This window comes from Polaromonas sp. P4_F9, assembly GCF_056401235.1.
Genome location: NZ_JBFUJT010000021.1, coordinates 57,937 through 74,722 on the forward strand (window position 1 = coordinate 57,937; position 16,786 = coordinate 74,722).

A 16,786-nucleotide genomic window follows, 5' to 3' on the forward strand; every position below is an offset into this window, starting at 1 on the left:
GCTGTTGCCGTTCGTCGGACTCCAAAGCTCTGCAACGAGGGCGGCCTGACAAAGCGGCTTGACCCATCTGCATGGCAAGCACAGAATGATGAGCGCTCGTTCATTGTTCCCAGCATCCAGTCGGGGTCATCATGAAAAAAACTTTCCTCGCCCGCCTCCTGGCGCTCGGCGTGTACGCAACAGCGCTCGCCGCTGGCGCACCAGCGGCCCTCGCCCAGGCGGTCCAGCCCCCGGCCACCCATCCCTACGCGCAGTCGCAACCGATCCCCGGGCGTTACATCGTAGTGTTCAAGGACAGCGTGGCCAATCCCGCCGCGGAAGCCGCCAATATGGCACGCGGGCTGGGCGGGCAACTGCACCACACCTACACCCGCGCAATCAAGGGCTTCGCCGTCAGCCTTCCGGACGCGGCGCTGCAGGGCATCCGCAACAACCCGAACGTGGACTATATCGAGCAGGACCAGACGGTTTCGCTGAATGAAACCCAATTACCAGCAACACAAACGCAGTTCAATGCCACCTGGGGGTTGGACCGGATCGACCAGGTTGGCGCCCTGAACCCCCAGTACACCCTTTACAACTACAACTACACCGGCGCGGGCGTGCACGCCTTCATCATCGACACCGGGATTCGCGCGACGCACAGTGACTTCAATGGCCGTGTGAATGTCGGCGCCGGCTACACCGCGATAACCGATGGCAATGGCACCGACGACTGCAACGGCCACGGCACGCATGTCGCCGGCACGGTGGGTGGTGCCACCTGGGGCGTGGCCAAGGGGGTCGCGCTGATTCCGGTGCGCGTGCTCAATTGCAGCGGTTCCGGCAGCTGGAGCGGCGTGATTGCCGGCATCGACTTTGCAGCCAACAGCCCGCTGCGGCCCGCCGTGGCCAATATGTCGCTGGGTGGCAGCGCATCCTCCGCGGTGGACGCTGCCGTGGCGGGTGCGGTCAATAAAGGCGTGACCATGGTGGTGGCAGCCGGCAACAGCAATGCCGACGCCTGCAGCGACTCCCCGGCGCGGGCGCCGAGCGCCATCACGGTGGGCGCGACCACGAGCGGCGACGCGCGCGCCTCGTATTCGAACTACGGCACCTGCCTGGACATTTTCGCGCCAGGCAGCGGCATCACTTCGGCCTGGAATACCAGCGACAGCGCGACCAACACCATCAGCGGCACGTCCATGGCTTCACCCCATGTAACCGGGGTCGCCGCGCTGGCGCTGGCAGCCAATACCGCGGCATCGCCTGGGGCAGTGGTTTCCTTCCTGACCGCCAACGCCTCGGCCAACCGCCTCACGGCCATCGGGTCCGGCTCGCCCAACCTGCTGGTTTATTCGCTCGCGCCGGGCGCGCCGCAGGAGCCCGTCAAGCAGACTGTTGCCGTCTCGTTCATGACGAACAGCGCGGTCAGCTATAGAAACGGCTGGCGCGCGTCCGCTGTGGTGACCCTTCGCGACGTCAACAGCAGCGGCGCTGTCGTGGCAAACGCCACGGTGTCAGGGAGTTTCTCGCCGGGCGGCACAGCCAGCTGCGTGACGAACCAGACCAGTAGTTGCAAGCTGACCAGCGCAACAATCAACAAAAACACGCCCTCGACCACCATGAGCGTAACCGGCGTTTCGGGCCCACTGATAATTTACGACGCAAGCCAGAACACAGTTACCCAGACCGTCATCAGCAAACCCTGAACAGGCTCACGTCCGACAAGCAAAGCGGGCCAACCCGCCTCACGGCAGCTTGGACTCGCCCTCTTCTTCCTGTTCGGCCGGCCAATCGCGGATGTAGGCCTTGAGCATCTTGTTCTCGAAGTTCTGGCTGTCCACCACAGCCTTGGCGACGTCGTAAAAGCTGATCACACCCATCAGCATTTTCTGGTTCATCACGGGCATGTAGCGCGCATGGCGATCCAGCATCATGCGGCGAACTTCGTCGAGTTCGGTTTCTGACGTGCAGGTTAACGGATGGTCGTCCATGGCCGTACGTACCAGGGTGTTGCCGATCTCGCCGCCATTTTTGACGATGCAGACGATCACTTCGCGAAAGGTCAGCATGCCCACCAGGTCGCCGTGCTCCATGACGACCAGCGATCCGATGTCCTTGTCTGCCATGATCTGGGTCGCCTTGGCCAGTGGCTCATCAGGCTGAACGGTGTAAAGCGTGTTGCCTTTAACGCGCAGGATGTCAAGAACCTTCATCGCTTTCTCCTCGGTTGGTCTTTCATTGTCCCACCGCAACTGGCATTACAGCCAGGCCACGCCGGGGAATTCGGTTTAAATATAGCCCACAATCAAACAGCGGGCTATAACGATTTCGCTGACCGTCCAGCCAGATGCTGCCTGCAGCTTACGCATTTTTCTATTGGAGACTTCCCATGCCCGGCTACTCCGACCCCGGTTTTGACACCCTGGCGCTGCACGCGGGTGCGGCACCCGACCCCGCCACGGGCGCCCGCGCGGTGCCGATTCACCTCACGACTTCCTTTGTCTTTGAGTCGAGCGACCACGCCGCCAGCCTCTTTAACCTGGAACGCGCGGGCCATGTGTATTCGCGCATCAGCAACCCCACCAATGCGGTGCTGGAGCAGCGCGTAGCGGCGCTGGAAGGCGGTATTGGCGCCATTGCCACCGCCAGCGGGCAGGCTGCCCTGCACCTGTCGATTGCCACACTGATGGGCGCCGGCTCGCACATTGTGGCCAGCACCGCCCTCTATGGCGGCTCGCAAAACCTGCTGCATTACACGCTGCGCCGCTTCGGCATTGAAACCACCTTTGTGAAACCCGGCGACCTGGACGGCTGGCGCGCCGCCGTGCGCCCCGACACCAAGCTCTTTTTTGGTGAAACCGTGGGCAATCCGGGGCTGGACGTGCTGGACATTTCCGCCGTGGCCGCCATTGCCCATGAAACCGGCGTGCCGCTGCTGGTCGATTCCACCCTGACCTCGCCCTGGCTGATCAAGCCTTTCGACCACGGCGCCGATTTGGTGTACCACTCCGCGACCAAGTTTTTGAGCGGCCATGGCACGGTCATCGGCGGCGTTGTCGTCGACGGCGGCTCGTTTGACTGGGAAAAGTCGGGCAAGTTTGCCGAACTGACCGAGGCCTACGAGGGCTTTCACAACATGGTGTTCAGCGAGGAAAGCACCGTGGGCGCCTTCTTGCTGCGCGCGCGCCGCGAAGGCCTGCGCGACTTCGGCGCCTGCATGAGCCCGCACACCGCCTGGCTGATTTTGCAGGGCATCGAAACCCTGCCGCTGCGCATGGCGCGCCACATGAGCAACACCGAAAAAGTGGTGGACTTCCTCGCCAGCCATGCGCTGGTGTCGCGCGTGGGCCATCCCCTGCTGGAATCCCACCCCAGCCACGCACTGGCTAAAAAACTGCTGCCGCGCGGCGCCAGTTCGGTGTTCAGCTTCGATATCAAGGGCAACCGCGCACAGGGCAAGGCCTTCATTGAGGCACTCAAGGTGTTCAGCCACCTGGCCAACGTGGGCGACTGCCGCAGCCTGGTGATTCACCCCGCCAGCACCACGCACTTCCGCATGAGCGATGAAGCTTTGCTGGGCGCCGGCATCACGCAGGGCACGATCCGCCTGTCGATCGGGCTGGAAGATCCGGACGACCTGATGGATGACCTGAAGCGGGCCCTCAAGGCTGCCGAGAAAGCGGGGGCCTGAATGTTGCACCCCCACCCCCACACTCACCACTTCGTGTTTTCGCTGCCCCCCGAGGGGGCCATCGCCTCCCTAGGGGCGGCCCGTCGGGAGTCTTGATCATGTACCTCACCGTCAACGGCCACAAGACCTATTGCTACACCGGCGGCAAGCCCTTTGATGCGGCCAGGCCCACCGTCGTCTTCATCCACGGCGTGCTCAACGACCACAGCGTGTGGATTTTGCAGACGCGCTACTTCGCCCACCACGGCTGGAATGTTCTGGCGCCCGACCTGCCGGGCCACTGCAAAAGCGAAGGTGCTCCTCCAAAATCCGTGGAAGAAGCCGCCCGCTTCATCACGGCCCTGCTGGATGCGGCGGGTGTCTCCAAGGCTGCGCTGGTCGGCCACAGCCTTGGTTCGCTGATCGCGCTGGAGGTGGCAGGCGGCGCGCCCGAGCGGGTCAGCCAGCTGGTGATGGTGGGCACCGCCTTCCCGATGAAAGTCTCGCCCGCCCTGCTCGACACCTCGCTGAACCAGCCGATGAAGGCCATCGACATGGTCAACATGTTTTCGCACTCCATGCTGGCCCCGCCGCCCTCTTCGCTGGGCCCCGGCACCTGGTTGTACGGCGGGTCGAAGGCGCTGATGCGGCGGGTGTTGTCCAGCAATCCGGCCGTCAACCTGTTTCACACCGGTTTCAAGGCTTGTGATGACTACACAACAGGTGAATCAGCCATGGAGCGCACCCGCTGCGAAGTGCTTTTCATCCTTGGCCGAAATGACCAGATGACGGTGCCCAAAGCCGCCCGGGGCCTGATCGGCAAAGCCGCCAAAGGCAAGGTAGTGACACTGGAAGCGGGCCACCAGTTGATGACCGAGGCGCCTGACGCGGTACTGTTCGCACTGAGGGATTTTCTGCAGCCATGACGCCTGACGGTTCAGGGGCTTCCTGCGGGCGCTCTTCGATGGCCTGCCCCCTTCATCAGGGGTGAATCCAGTGCTCGGGCGTGCGCTGAACAGCCTGCAGCAGCTGTTGTGTGACCGGCAAATGGGGCGTGAGCTTCACATCAGGGCCCTGCAGTGAGTCCAGCAGACGCGACAGCGTTTCTGCATGCGGCAGCAAGGGGCCCATAAACTGCATGCCCTCCGCCTCGGCGATCAGCAGCGTCGGGAAGGTCTCCACCTCCATATCGCCAACCAGATCGGCCTGGTCTTCAATATCCAGCCAGACGAAGCGGCTGGAGGGGTAACGCGCCGCCATCTGTGCAAACACGTCGCTGTAATCGCGGCACAGGCCGCACCAGTCGGCGCACAGGCAGATGACCCAGCGAACCCGTGAGTGGACCTCCGGCGCGGACGGAGGGTGTGACGGCAGGGATGTAGTGTTGCTCACGCAGCCACTTTACCGTTTTATGGAAGTCCGGGCGGCACTCTGTAATTTTCGGATTCGAGCGTTGATCCGGTACGTCGATCCATTGGTTATTCGATAGTGGTCGAATGGCTGGATTCGCTACCTGGAATCGTGACCGGGAAGCGCCTTGAAAACCCCGCTCTTGAGCACCTTGAGGCAGGCTACACCTGCACTCAGGGCGGCTTCATGGGTCGGATATGGATGGTCTGACGTATCGATGGGAATGTCTGCCGTATGCTCTTCTGCCGACAGCTGGGTGACCACCCAGTAAAAAAGGCCGTCTGACGGCTCCTTCACCCTGACGAAGAGCGGCCCCGGGAGGCTTGTTGACGGCACGCTCATACCGCTACGCCGAGTTCGTTGCCCACATCCTGTGCCGCAGGGCCAACCTCGGCGACTGCCAGACGCAATGCCGCCTCGCTACATCCCAGCGCGGCCACCCAGAAATTCACCGAGGCTTCTTCGTTGATGTTGATCGGCTCGTTTTTCAGCGCATGAAGATCGGGTTGTTGCTCACTCAAAGGTGTTCTCAAAGGCAAAGGGAAAGTCACGTTGTTTCTCCGGTAGTGAAATGTTCGACTCGGTGAAATCTTCCCGTGCTGGTTTGACGTGCCTTGTAAGAATTTCACCCGTGCGCTTGAAGGCGTGGGCGAAAGAACAGGGACGGCAAATGGGCAGCAAGACTGCCCGAAAGTTGCGCCACCATGCCGCTATTCGCGGCCTTCACTCATTCGCGCGGGCTGCAGTCGGACCCGAGGACTGCCGGGGTGCGGGCGTGCGCTTGCTGTTGCTGGCCGTCGGACCCCCGGCCTCCTTTTTATGGGCATAGGTCTTGTATAACCTGGTAGCAAGGCCGGAGGTGATGGCGAAAGCAATCAATTTCTTGAGCATGGAACCCCCCGTGAGTCAATGACAGTGACATTGGCGGTGCAGGAGGTCGGGTATGCAGGTATGCAGTCAAAACACCGCAGCGCACCCCTGGCGCCAGTCACGGGAGATGGTACGAAGGCCCGGCGCATGGGCCTGTGTCTGCGCGGGCTGTGCGAACTGTCTGACTGAAAGCCGGAGGAGGCATCGACACAGGTGGCTCAGGCCTGAAAACGCGATGGAAGCTTTGGTAGGGGGTAGAAGGCTATCTGCGCTGCCCGTCATCCGGTTCAATGCCGATCTCCTTCATCTTGATGCGTCGCTCAACGGCCCGGCTCCACTGCAAAAAGTCCTCGTTGGTGGGTGCTGGTCCGCGGCCCATCTGGTAAGCCTGCATTTTCGCGGTGAGCTGCTCGTAGATTCGCTCTGCCTCCAGCGAGGCTGCTCGTTCGTCAGTGATGGCTTCCTGCAGCTTTTCCCTGGGGTTTTTCTCTTCGGACATCGGTACGCTTTGAAGACTGAATAAGATATTTTGTTACACATGCCTCAAAATAAGCAAGCGTTTTACCGTCGCACCCGCAGGGTTTCCAGAGACGGTTAACCAGAGCCACCTCCCCAAGGAGCCGACATGGTCCGCCTTGTCGCTATATTTTTTATAGCGCATCACGCAGGTTAATAGCCGGCCATCGGGCTTTTTCCCATAATTTTTTGACCGAATCCGCCTTGTCCAGCAGCAGCAACTGCATCAGCGGCTCCAGCGGCGTGGTGTCCGGGTCGGCCAGTAGCAGGTAGCGGGACTCCACCGCACCTTCCGCCTCGTTGAGCTGCCCCACCCAGTCCAGCCCCACCAGGGTTTCCAGCACAGGCTCGAGCTGCAGCACGTCGACCTCCAGCTGTTCGGCCAGCTGGGAGGCACTCACCCCCTTGCGCGCGGTGATGCGCACTAGGTTCAATTGCTGCAGCACCTCGATGGCCAGCTGAAAATACCAGCCGTGCGCGCTGCCCCGGCGCGCTACGCCGGCCAGCAGGCTGGGCAGGTAGGCGGCAATGACCGCCCCCATCAGAACGATGACCCAGGAGAGGTAAATCCACACCAGCAGGATTGGCAAGGTGGCGAATGCACCATAAACCAGCGAGTAGGTCGGCACCGAACTGAGGTACAGGCTGACGACCCGCTTGCCCAACTCCAGGCCCGCGGCCACGAACAGCCCCCCCATCCAGGCATGGGACCATTTCACGTAGGTATTGGGCACGTAACGGTACAGCGCCGCCATGCCACCAGCCATCAGGAAGAACTGGATGACGTCCAGCAGGAAACGCAGGCTGATGGGCATCACGCCCACCAGGCCCCGGGAGGCCGACAGCACATAGGAGGTCACCGCCAGGCTGGCCGCCAGCAACAGCGGCCCCAGGGTAATGGCAGCCCAGTAAATCAGCACGCGCTGCGCCAGCGGCCTGGCCTTTCTGACACGCCAGATCCCGTTAAGGGTGCGGTCTATCGTCAAAATCAGCGCAATTGCGGTCACCAGCAGCAGCACCAGTCCGGCGATACCCAGCTTGTTGGCCTGCCGGCTGAACTGGGTCAAGTAACCCAGTACCTGCCGGGCGATGTTGTCGGGAATCAGGCTTTGAACCAGCCAGGCCTGCAAGGCGCCCTGCAGTTTGGCAAACATGGGGAATGCCGTAAAAATGGCCAGCGCCACGGTGAAGAAAGGCACCAGGGCAATCGAAGTGGTGAAGGTCAGGCTGCTGGCCGTCAGGCCCATGTGGTCTTCGCGGAAACGGTCACGCAGCGTGAGGGCGGTATGGCGCCACGGGAAATGGGACAGGTCGCTTAACAACGCCTGCAGGGATTGCTGGAATTTCATCCCCGGTATCATGCCTGACGGCAAATCAGAAAATCGACCGATCGGTGATTCAGCGGATGACGCGGACCCACCCGATTGATGACACTCCACTTCATGAATAAAGCAACCCAAATTGACATCACGCGATGGCTGGCCGTGGGCAGCGTGGCCGGCCTGATTGTGCTGGGCCTGGCCTGGGAACTCTGGCTGGCGCCCATCAGGCCCGGCGGCTCCCTGCTCGCGCTCAAGGTCCTGCCGCTGTGCGTTCCACTGGCCGGCATCCTGAAAAACCGCATGTACACCTACCGCTGGGTCAGCCTGCTGGTGTGGATTTACTTCACCGAGGGCGCGGTGCGTGCCTGGAGCGACCGCGCGCCGGGCAACTACCTGGCCATGCTCGAGGTCCTGCTGTGCCTGGTGCTTTTTGCGGCCTGTGCGCTGCATGTACGGGTACGGCTGAAAAATGCGGTGCCACCCGCCGCCACCGGAGAAAAGACAGCATGAGCACTCACCTTGATTTACTGGAAACCCTGAGGCAGATCGCCGGCCCCGGACAAGTCCTCAGTGACGGCGACCTGACGGCCTGGGAACTCGACTGGCGAAAGCGCTCGCGCGGCAAGGCCCTGGCCGTGGTCAGGCCCGCCACCACCGCGGAAGTGGCCGCCATCGTCAAGGCCTGCGCGGCGGCTGGCGTGAGCATCGTCACGCAGGGCGGCAACACCGGGCTGACGGTCGGCTCCATCCCCGATGAGTCAGGCCGGCAGGTGGTGCTGAGCCTGCAGCGCATGAACGCCGTGCGCCAGATCGATGCGGCAAATCTCACCGTCACCGTGGAAGCCGGCTGCATTTTGCAAACGCTGCAGGAGGCTGCCGACAAGGCCGGTTTTCTTTTCCCCTTAAGCCTCGCCGCCGAGGGCAGCTGCACCATTGGCGGCAACCTGGCCACGAATGCCGGCGGCACGCAGGTGGTGCGCTACGGCAATGCGCGAGATTTGTGCCTGGGGCTGGAGGTCGTGACAGCTCAGGGTGAAATCTGGAACGGCCTTTCCGGCCTGCGCAAGGACAACACGGGCTACGACCTGCGAGACCTGTTCATCGGCAGCGAAGGCACGCTCGGAATCATCACCGCCGCCACACTCAAGCTCTATCCGCAGCCCGCCGTGCAGCTGACCGCATGGGCGGCCGTGCCCTCGATGCAGGATGCCGTGAGCCTTCTTGCGCTGGCCCACCAGCACCTGGGCGCCGGCTTGACCGGCTTTGAGGTCATGGGGCAGTTTGCCCTGAGCCTGGTCGCCAAAAACTTCAAGCAGCTACGGGTACCGCTTTATGAAGAAACCGCGTTCTGCGTGCTGCTCGAAAACTCCGATCAGGAATCGGAAACCCATGCCCGCGCGCAGTTCGAGCGGCTGCTGGAGACCGCGCTGGAGCAGGGCTGCGTGACGGATGCGGTGGTCGCTGAAAATCTGGCCCAGGCCCACCAGCTCTGGCACATCCGTGAAAGCATTCCGCTGGCCCAGGCCGAGGAAGGCCTGAACATCAAGCACGACATCTCGGTAGCCGTTTCGCGCATTCCGGAGTTTGTGGAGGTTACCGATGCCCTGCTGACGCAAGCCATCCCGGGCGTGCGGCTGGTGAATTTTGGCCATCTGGGTGACGGCAACCTGCACTACAACGTGCAGGCGCCCGCCAGCGGCGATGCCGCAGCGTTTTTGCGCGATCACGAGGAAGAAGTCAATGCCCTGGTCTACGACTCGGTGACGAAATTCGGCGGTTCGATTTCTGCCGAGCACGGTGTCGGCAGCTTGAAACTCGACAAGCTGGAGCAGCACAAATCCCCGGTGGCCCTTAGCATGATGCGGGCCATCAAGCGGGCGCTGGACCCGCAGAATCTGATGAATCCGGGGCGAGTGCTGCGAATATAGATTTGCCGTCCGGGTGCAGGCCACGAAGGGTCAAACTGGCCCGGCAATCAACAGCTCGCACCACCACCGCCGTCCCGGCCTGGCTCCCACACCAGACGCTCGCCGCTTTCCCTGAGGCGCGTCCCGAACTCTTCGGACAGGGCCCGCATGCGGCGGCACAGCTGGGCACACAAGGGCTCCTGGGCCAGGCGGACTTCGGCAAGCCTCAATACCACGGGCACGAGCTCGAGCCGAACCAGCCTGCCTGCTTCGAGCGTGACAAGAAACAGGAAGGACCAGTCATTGCGCAGCCAGGGGTCGACGGCATAGTCATCGATGAAGTCACCCGTGTCGTAGAGAATGGGCTTGTCGTTGTAGATCTCGACCCCGTGAAACAGGTGGGCGCTATGCCCGAAGTACACATCCGCCCCCAGTTCGATCGCAGCGTGTGCAAAGTCACGGAAATGGCGCGGTGGGTACAGTGTCATGTTTGGCCCCCAATGGTTCGAGAGCACGACGATGTCGGCGCCAGCGGAGCGCGCCGCCTCAATGCCGGCGCCGATCTGCTTCAGGGTGTGGGCGTCAGTCAAAACCGGTAGATAGTAGGTGCCCGGATGCGTGGCGGTGGCCGCAAACGCCGCTTCGTTGTCCGTCAGCGCGATGAGCGCGATGCGGGTTCCGTCCGCGTGAACGAAGGCGGGGCGCCTGGCCTCGTCCAGGTCGTGCCCCGCGCCGGCATGCGCAATACCGGCGTGCTCCAGGTGATGCAGGGTATCGAGCAGCCCCGCCTCGTTAAAGTCCAGCACGTGGTTATTGGCAAGCGATACCGCGTCGATCTGCGCGGCACGCAATACCTTGACGGCCCTCGGGTCGGCGCGAAAATGGAACACTTTTTCCGTGCGCGTCCACCGTGTGGTGTGGGTCGTGATGGCGCATTCGAGGTTGATGATGCGGGCGTCGGCCGCCGCCATGATGGGCAGCACATCGCCCCAGGGTTTTGCCGCCGGCTTTCGCCGCACGACGTCGTTGACGAGCCGCCCGAGCATCACGTCGCCCGCCAAAGCCAAAGTGGTCACGTTCCCCTCCTCATGAATCCAGGCACCTGCTTCCGATGGATGAGTGCAGTGAAACTACTGCCGGGGTTTGGCGGCCAGCAAGGCAGCACGCCGCGCTAGGCTCTCCGGGGGCCAATAGTCCCTGGCCTTGTAGTACTCGGCAACGGCGGGGGTCGTTGGCGCCAGCACCACCCAGGGCTGCTTTGATGAAGTGAAAATATGAATGTCGGGCGGCAGGCGGTCGGGCTCATCCAGTGTTCCGACGCGGACAAAGTGCACCGCGTCGCCTGCGCCGGCGTAGTTGCTCCAGACGGCGATATGGCACCTGGGACAGCGTGCGATCTTCTGGCCCTTGCCGCTGTTCGACGGCGTATCGACCACTTCGACCTCGCCCTGCAACAACTCCACGTGATCGGCTTCGATCAGTGCATTGAGCGCAAAAGAGCTTCCGGTTTCACGCTGACACCAACGGCAATGACAGCAGTGAACGAACATTGGCTTCGTCGTCATGCGGTAGCGCACCGAGCGACAGGTACAACCCCCTTCAAAGAGAACTGGTTCGTCAGTGGTCATRGGCATCTCTCACCAGCGTCGGATTGGAAAGCGCAGGCGGGGCGTGTCCCTGAAAGAAAGGAAATGATGCGCAATGCAGCCATCAAGCCGGGTAGCAGCAGCCCCGATTAAAAATACTGTACCCGAACTTTTTACCGTGGAACAGGCCCCATGGCGTCCACCGGGAGGTGCTGCGCCAGGAAGCGCCCCAGCGCCTCACGCCATGCCTCACGCGTGAACAGAAAACCGTCGTTATGGCCACCGGCCAGCTCCAAAAACGCTTTCGGCTCCCGGGCGGCGGCAAACAGCCGCTCGCCGTGGCGAAACGGCACGATGTCATCCTGCCGGCTATGGGCGATGAGCACCGGGCTCGAGACGCGCCCGAGGGCCTCCAGCGTGTCATAGCGGTAGCGCGCCAGCCAGCGCGCCGGCAGCCAGGGATAGAGCTCCGCCGCCAGCTCGGGCACCGAGACGAAACTCGATGCGAGCACCAGCGCCCCGGGGCGCTCGGCCGCGGCAAGCCGGGCGACGACAGCGCCGCCCAGGGACTCGCCCACCAGCACGATGCGCTCGGGCGGGAACCCCCGCTGCGCCACGAGGTGGCGCCAGGCAGCGCGGGCATCGGCGTAGGTGCCCTCCTCGCTCGGCTTGCCTTCGCTGCGGCCGTAGCCCCGGTATTCGAGCAGCAGCAACGAGTAGCCGAGGCGGTGGAACATGAGGGCGTAGTCCAGCCGATGCGAGATGTTGCCGGCGTTGCCATGGGCGAGCAGCACCGCGCCGCGCGCCGCTGGCGCGGGGACGTACCAGGTCTCGATCCGGACTCCGTCTTCCGTCGTCAACCACACCGCCTCATAGTCCAGCCCGGCATCCTTGGGCGTCTGCAGAATCTGCCGCCCCGCATCGGGGAAGTAGAGGAGGTGCCCCTGCAGCACAAACACGATGGCCAACAGCAAGGCATACGCCGCACCGCCCACGGTCAACATTTTTAGCAAGACATCCATCGCCCGCGCCGCAAGATGGGGAAGCCCTTGTAGTCAGGCCGCTGCTTGGACGGGAGCGTCTGTTGTGTTGGCATGATGTCTCGCAGGCTTGGCCGTACCGCTCGTTGCCTCAGGAGTGCCGGCGGCGCAAATGCGAGACGGCCAGACCTATGGCCACGCCGGCCAGCAGGCCCAAACCGCCGCTCAGCAGCGCTTCGCTCGTGAACAATCCAGACGTAGTCGGTGGTTCGGGCAGGGCAGACGGCAATAGAGCTCTCCACTCGGTCGACGTGATCTGTGTCATTTTCGAGGCATCGTTCAAGCCGAAGAGGCAGATCTCACCGCCCGGCAGTTTGCAAAAACGCTCGGTGGGGCAGCTGGTGAGTATGTCCTGGGGAGCGCCCTCAGCGCACTTGGCGCCCGCGCTGCGCAGGACCTGCAGGGTCACCTCGGGATGCTTGGTGAGTTGCTCCGGCATGGCGGTCTCCAGCTCAACATGTGCGCGACGCGGCAGGGTAGTGGTCAGGCACGATGGATGGTCGCATTCCTTGAGCGGCCTGACGATCGGCCTGACGCTGAGGTGCAGCCGTCTGTCAGGCGCGCCTTTGCTTTCTACAAGCCCCTGGCGAGTACAAAGTCAAAAACACTGCGGCGTAGCTTGCCGTCCTGCTTTAAATCAATGGCCAACGATGGCTTGCGGCCGGCCCACGGATCTTTGGCAATGAAGGGGTCGCCCTTGAAATAGAGCTGCGTCGTCACCGGAACATGCAGCGAGTCCATGACCCGAAAGTGAATATGCGCAGGTCGCGTCAGCCCCCCATATTTCTCGAGCCCCGGGAGATTTGGCGGAATCGGGTATCGGCCCGGCACAATCGTCTCAATCTCGTATTGCCCCTTTTCATTCGTATACAGCATCCCCCGTAAGTGGAAAGTACCGGCCTCGGTGAAGTTGCCTGGCTTGTTGGTGTCGTATAAGCCAGCGTGATTCGCTTGCCACACCTCGATCAATGCCCCCGGCAGAGGTGTACGGCAGTCTGAACTGAACACTGTGCCGGTCAGAACAAGCCTGTCACCGGGCTCGTCAGGGCCTGCCAGCCGGGAGTGAGATGGCGCGCCGAACCGATAGAACGGACCGAGGACTTCGGACTCGGTGGGCCGACAGCCTTGCCTGGCAGCAAAAGCGGGGCCGGCCAGAAGCCCGCCCCCAAGTATCATGGCACTCTTGTGTAAGAGGGTTCGTCGTGAGAAGCCCAAGCCAGCCCTCGGGAATTGATGCTTGTCCATGTTTGCTGCCTTTCTGGATGTTTACACCCGCTGTACATAAAGACACGCCTGACGTAGCTGACCGGCCCGAGTAGGCGGTGCGACGCGCCGCTTGCTCGGGCCAGGTTGAGCGCAGGATTAGCCTAGCGTGCCGGTCGGCGGAAAGCAAGCAACGGCGGACGCGCGGTAGGGGAAGGCGAGACCCCATGGCTGCGAAAACGCTGAGTAACTGGGGTCAGCTTCCAATTAGCCCGTCAAATCCACAAAGCGTCCAGCGCAGGAAACCAGCGGCCAACGCCAGTCCGCATAAAATCTGCCATCCCCGGCCTGGAAAAGTTGCTGCTGCAGCGGGGCAAGGCACTCAAAATCATCAAGCTGTTGGCTATCCATGAACACCCCTCCCGAAACCCGCCCTGACCGCCCCGTCCGCTCCCAGTACGAAGACTTCATGCGCCATGTGGATACGCACGGCGTCTTCAAGGCCGACCGCACCGGCACCGGTACCAAGAGCGTGTTTGGTTACCAGATGCGCTTTGATTTGAACGAAGGCTTTCCGCTGGTGACCACCAAAAAGGTTCACCTCAAATCCATCGTGCAGGAACTGCTGTGGTTTCTGACCGGGAGCAGCGACAACAACTGGCTGAAAGAGCGCGGCGTGACGATTTGGGATGAGTGGGCCCGCGAAGACGGTGACTTGGGCCCGGTCTATGGCGTGCAATGGCGCAGTTGGCCGACACCTGACGGCGGGCATATTGACCAGATCAGCGAAGTCATCAAGACGCTGAAAACCAACCCCGATTCGCGCCGCATCATCGTGAGCGCCTGGAACGTGGCTGACCTCTCCAAGATGGCGCTGATGCCTTGCCACGCATTTTTTCAGTTCTACGTCGCACCTGCCACGGAAGCTGGCGGTAAAGGCAAGCTCAGCTGCCAGCTCTACCAGCGCAGCGCCGACATTTTCCTCGGCGTGCCCTTCAACATTGCCAGCTACGCGCTGCTCACGCACATGGTGGCGCAGCAATGCGACCTGGACGTGGGCGACTTCATCTGGACAGGCGGCGACTGCCACATCTACAGCAACCACGCCGAGCAGGTGGCCCTGCAACTGAGCCGCGCCCCCTTTCCTTATCCGACACTCAATATCAAGCGCAAGCCCGAGTCGATCTTCAACTACCAGTTCGACGATTTCGAGTTTCTGGACTACCAGCACCATGCGGCCATCAAGGCGCCGGTAGCGGTGTAGTTCATGCGCATCAACATGATTTTTGCCCGCGCCGCCAACGGCGTGATCGGCAACAACAATCGCATGCCCTGGCATCTGCCGGAAGACATGGCCCATTTCAAGCGCCTGACCCAAGGCTGGCCCGTCATCATGGGGCGAAAGACCTGGGACTCACTGCCGCCCAAATTCCGCCCCCTGCCCGGCCGCCGCAACGTGGTCATCACGCGGCAACAGGGTTGGAAAGAAGATGGCGCCGAGCCCGCTTCCAGCCTGGCCGACGCTTTGAGCCTTTGCGGGCAGTCTGAAGAAGTCTGGGTCATCGGTGGCGCGCAAATTTACGCGCAAGGCGAGCCCCTGGCGCAGCGCATCGAAGTCACCGAAATTGCCCAGGACTTTGAAGGGGATGCCTTTGCGCCCCCGCTGGGTTCCGAATGGATTGAAGCTGCGCGTGAGGATCACATCTCCTCCAATGGGCTGAAGTTCAGTTTTATCACTTACGACAAACACAAGGGGAATTGACATGTCAGGAGCCGGATTTCACGTCCACGGGCCGCACGACCACGAGCTGGAGCATGCCGCCCAGGGCGCTCATGGCGCAGCACACGACAGCGGCGGCGGCATGATCGCGCAGATCGCCGTCGTGACGGCCATCATTGCGACCGTGGGGGCCATTTTTGCCTACATGGGCGGTGCGACCCAGGCCAATGCAGGCCTGTATAAAAATAACGCCGCCATCAAAAAAACCGAAGCCTCCAACCAGTGGAATTACTTTCAGGCCAAGAGCACCAAGCAGTCACTCGCCGAATTCGCCCGCGATCTGGCGCCTGAAGACAGGAAGGTCGCCTACCAGAGCAAGATCGAGCGCTACGAAAAAGAGAAGAACGAAATCAAGACAGCAGCCGAGAAACTGGAGGCTGAAGCTGCCACCTGGGACAAGTCGTCGGACGACCAGATGCATCAGCACCACCGCTGGGCGCAGGCCACCACGGTGCTGCAGGTCTCCATCGCGCTGGCGGCCATTGCCCTGCTGACACGCAAGCGTTGGCTGGAATACGGCATGTTCGCACTGGCCGGCGTGGGCATGGCGGTCGGCGCGCTCGCCTTGCTGCATATTTAATAGCACCCCCTCCTTATCTTGCTTGCCCCGGAGCACCAAAACCATGAAAATCGCCACCTGGAACGTCAACTCGCTGGCCGTGCGGCTGCCGCAGGTCCTTGACTGGCTGGCGGCGAATCCGGTGGATGTGCTGTGCCTGCAGGAACTCAAACTTTCCGACGACAAGTTTCCGCTGCAGGCACTGGCCGATGTGGGCTACCAGAGTGCGGTGTTCGGCCAGAAGACCTACAACGGCGTGGCTATTTTGAGTCGCACGCCGGCACATAACATCGTGAAGAACATAGCCGGCTTCACGGATGAGCAGTCACGCGTGATCGCGGCGACGCTGGACACACCGAGCGGCGAGGTGCGCGTTGTCAACGGCTATTTTGTCAACGGCCAGGCACCGGGCACCGAGAAGTTTGAATACAAGATGCGCTGGCTGGACGGCCTGCGCACGTGGCTGCGCGAAGAACTCGTCCTGCACCCGAAGCTGGTGCTGTTGGGTGACTTCAACATCACCGCAGACGACCGCGACACGTATGACGCGCAAGGCCTGCACGAAACGATTCATCACACCACCGACGAACGGCAACACCTGCAGGGACTGTTCGGGCTCGGCCTGCACGATGCGTTCCGCCTGTTCGAACAGCCGGAAAAAACCTACTCGTGGTGGGACTACCGGGAGTTCGCGTTTCGCAGGAATCGCGGCCTGCGCATTGATTACATTCTGGTGAGCGATGCACTCAAGCTAGCCGTAAAAAGCTGCTTGATCGACAAGCTGCCACGCAAAAACGAGCGCCCGAGCGACCACGCGCCGGTCGTGGCGGAACTCGATTAGCCATAAAAATAATATCAATAATGAGCCATCTCACAATGGATATGGCCATTATTCATTTAAAACCCAGGCCCTGTCCCCCGCACCGGGTCGGCGCGCG

Annotated in this window: 20 protein-coding genes; 9 read left to right on the forward strand and 11 right to left on the reverse strand. The window is 62.0% G+C overall.

The features are described 5' to 3' along the window. The first annotated feature begins 131 nt into the window (after positions 1 to 131). Positions 132 to 1,691: a S8 family peptidase gene (locus AC1DUB_RS18375; protein ID WP_477730729.1), complete on the forward strand. Its 1,560-nt coding sequence runs from the start codon at positions 132 to 134 to the stop codon at positions 1,689 to 1,691. Positions 1,692 to 1,730: 39 nt separating this feature from the next. Here the strand turns inward: AC1DUB_RS18375 and AC1DUB_RS18380 are convergent, their stop codons facing one another. Beyond that, the gene (locus tag AC1DUB_RS18380) at positions 1,731 to 2,198 is read right to left on the reverse strand and encodes a CBS domain-containing protein (protein WP_477718785.1); all 468 of its coding nucleotides are present in this window, start codon (positions 2,196 to 2,198) and stop codon (positions 1,731 to 1,733) included. Between the two features lie 176 nt (positions 2,199 to 2,374). Between AC1DUB_RS18380 and AC1DUB_RS18385 the strand changes: the two genes are divergently transcribed. Next, positions 2,375 to 3,676 carry an O-acetylhomoserine aminocarboxypropyltransferase gene (locus tag AC1DUB_RS18385; RefSeq protein ID WP_477730730.1) on the forward strand — a complete coding sequence of 434 codons (1,302 nt, stop codon included), beginning with the start codon at positions 2,375 to 2,377 and terminating at the stop codon, positions 3,674 to 3,676. A 98-nt stretch (positions 3,677 to 3,774) separates the two neighbouring features. Further along, positions 3,775 to 4,581, forward strand: coding sequence for an alpha/beta fold hydrolase (locus AC1DUB_RS18390; RefSeq protein WP_477730731.1), 807 nt, complete (start codon positions 3,775 to 3,777; stop codon positions 4,579 to 4,581). A gap of 55 nt (positions 4,582 to 4,636) precedes the next feature. Here AC1DUB_RS18390 and AC1DUB_RS18395 read toward each other — a convergent pair whose 3' ends face one another. The 4 genes from AC1DUB_RS18395 to AC1DUB_RS18410 form a co-directional block, all read right to left on the reverse strand. After that, positions 4,637 to 5,047 carry a thioredoxin family protein gene (locus tag AC1DUB_RS18395; RefSeq protein WP_477730732.1) on the reverse strand — a complete coding sequence of 137 codons (411 nt, stop codon included), beginning with the start codon at positions 5,045 to 5,047 and terminating at the stop codon, positions 4,637 to 4,639. 356 nt (positions 5,048 to 5,403) lie between these two features. Further along, a complete protein-coding gene (locus AC1DUB_RS18400) occupies positions 5,404 to 5,616 on the reverse strand; it encodes a DUF3606 domain-containing protein (protein WP_477730733.1) in 213 nt (70 codons plus the stop codon). Between the two features lie 581 nt (positions 5,617 to 6,197). After that, positions 6,198 to 6,434, reverse strand: coding sequence for a hypothetical protein (locus AC1DUB_RS18405; protein WP_477730734.1), 237 nt, complete (start codon positions 6,432 to 6,434; stop codon positions 6,198 to 6,200). A gap of 151 nt (positions 6,435 to 6,585) precedes the next feature. Further along, positions 6,586 to 7,800 carry a YihY family inner membrane protein gene (locus AC1DUB_RS18410; RefSeq protein WP_477730735.1) on the reverse strand — a complete coding sequence of 405 codons (1,215 nt, stop codon included), beginning with the start codon at positions 7,798 to 7,800 and terminating at the stop codon, positions 6,586 to 6,588. 93 nt (positions 7,801 to 7,893) lie between these two features. Between AC1DUB_RS18410 and AC1DUB_RS18415 the strand changes: the two genes are divergently transcribed. Both AC1DUB_RS18415 and AC1DUB_RS18420 read left to right on the forward strand, forming a co-directional pair. After that, on the forward strand, positions 7,894 to 8,283 hold the full coding sequence (locus AC1DUB_RS18415) for a DUF2069 domain-containing protein (protein ID WP_477730736.1): 390 nt from the start codon (positions 7,894 to 7,896) through the stop codon (positions 8,281 to 8,283). Then, on the forward strand, positions 8,280 to 9,701 hold the full coding sequence (locus AC1DUB_RS18420) for an FAD-binding oxidoreductase (RefSeq protein WP_477730737.1): 1,422 nt from the start codon (positions 8,280 to 8,282) through the stop codon (positions 9,699 to 9,701). The genes AC1DUB_RS18415 and AC1DUB_RS18420 overlap by 4 nt, the downstream gene beginning before the upstream one ends. A 47-nt stretch (positions 9,702 to 9,748) precedes the next feature. Here the strand turns inward: AC1DUB_RS18420 and AC1DUB_RS18425 are convergent, their stop codons facing one another. From AC1DUB_RS18425 to AC1DUB_RS18450, 6 genes are all read right to left on the reverse strand, one after another. Continuing rightward, positions 9,749 to 10,756 carry a CapA family protein gene (locus AC1DUB_RS18425; protein ID WP_477730738.1) on the reverse strand — a complete coding sequence of 336 codons (1,008 nt, stop codon included), beginning with the start codon at positions 10,754 to 10,756 and terminating at the stop codon, positions 9,749 to 9,751. A gap of 54 nt (positions 10,757 to 10,810) precedes the next feature. Next, positions 10,811 to 11,308, reverse strand: coding sequence for a GFA family protein (locus AC1DUB_RS18430; protein ID WP_477730739.1), 498 nt, complete (start codon positions 11,306 to 11,308; stop codon positions 10,811 to 10,813). A 131-nt stretch (positions 11,309 to 11,439) separates the two neighbouring features. Beyond that, entirely contained in the window at positions 11,440 to 12,288 is an 849-nt protein-coding gene (locus AC1DUB_RS18435) for an alpha/beta hydrolase (protein WP_477730740.1), read from the reverse strand. Between the two features lie 109 nt (positions 12,289 to 12,397). After that, on the reverse strand, positions 12,398 to 12,745 hold the full coding sequence (locus tag AC1DUB_RS18440) for a hypothetical protein (protein ID WP_477730741.1): 348 nt from the start codon (positions 12,743 to 12,745) through the stop codon (positions 12,398 to 12,400). Between the two features lie 134 nt (positions 12,746 to 12,879). Continuing rightward, the gene (locus AC1DUB_RS18445) at positions 12,880 to 13,551 is read right to left on the reverse strand and encodes a dioxygenase family protein (RefSeq protein WP_477730742.1); all 672 of its coding nucleotides are present in this window, start codon (positions 13,549 to 13,551) and stop codon (positions 12,880 to 12,882) included. Between the two features lie 225 nt (positions 13,552 to 13,776). Continuing rightward, positions 13,777 to 13,920: a hypothetical protein gene (locus tag AC1DUB_RS18450; protein ID WP_477730743.1), complete on the reverse strand. Its 144-nt coding sequence runs from the start codon at positions 13,918 to 13,920 to the stop codon at positions 13,777 to 13,779. Between AC1DUB_RS18450 and AC1DUB_RS18455 the strand changes: the two genes are divergently transcribed. From AC1DUB_RS18455 to xth, 4 genes are read left to right on the forward strand one after another with little or no spacing between them, the layout of a single operon-like run. Next, positions 13,919 to 14,773, forward strand: coding sequence for a thymidylate synthase (locus AC1DUB_RS18455; RefSeq protein WP_477730744.1), 855 nt, complete (start codon positions 13,919 to 13,921; stop codon positions 14,771 to 14,773). The two genes, AC1DUB_RS18450 and AC1DUB_RS18455, sit on opposite strands and share 2 nt — an antisense overlap. Positions 14,774 to 14,776: 3 nt before the next feature. Beyond that, positions 14,777 to 15,271, forward strand: a complete 495-nt coding sequence (locus AC1DUB_RS18460; protein WP_477730745.1) for a dihydrofolate reductase — start codon at positions 14,777 to 14,779, stop codon at positions 15,269 to 15,271. 1 nt (position 15,272) lies between these two features. After that, positions 15,273 to 15,869: a DUF4337 domain-containing protein gene (locus AC1DUB_RS18465; RefSeq protein ID WP_477730746.1), complete on the forward strand. Its 597-nt coding sequence runs from the start codon at positions 15,273 to 15,275 to the stop codon at positions 15,867 to 15,869. A gap of 43 nt (positions 15,870 to 15,912) precedes the next feature. Continuing rightward, positions 15,913 to 16,689, forward strand: coding sequence for an exodeoxyribonuclease III (gene xth / locus AC1DUB_RS18470; RefSeq protein WP_477730747.1), 777 nt, complete (start codon positions 15,913 to 15,915; stop codon positions 16,687 to 16,689). The last annotated feature ends 97 nt before the right edge of the window (positions 16,690 to 16,786 follow it).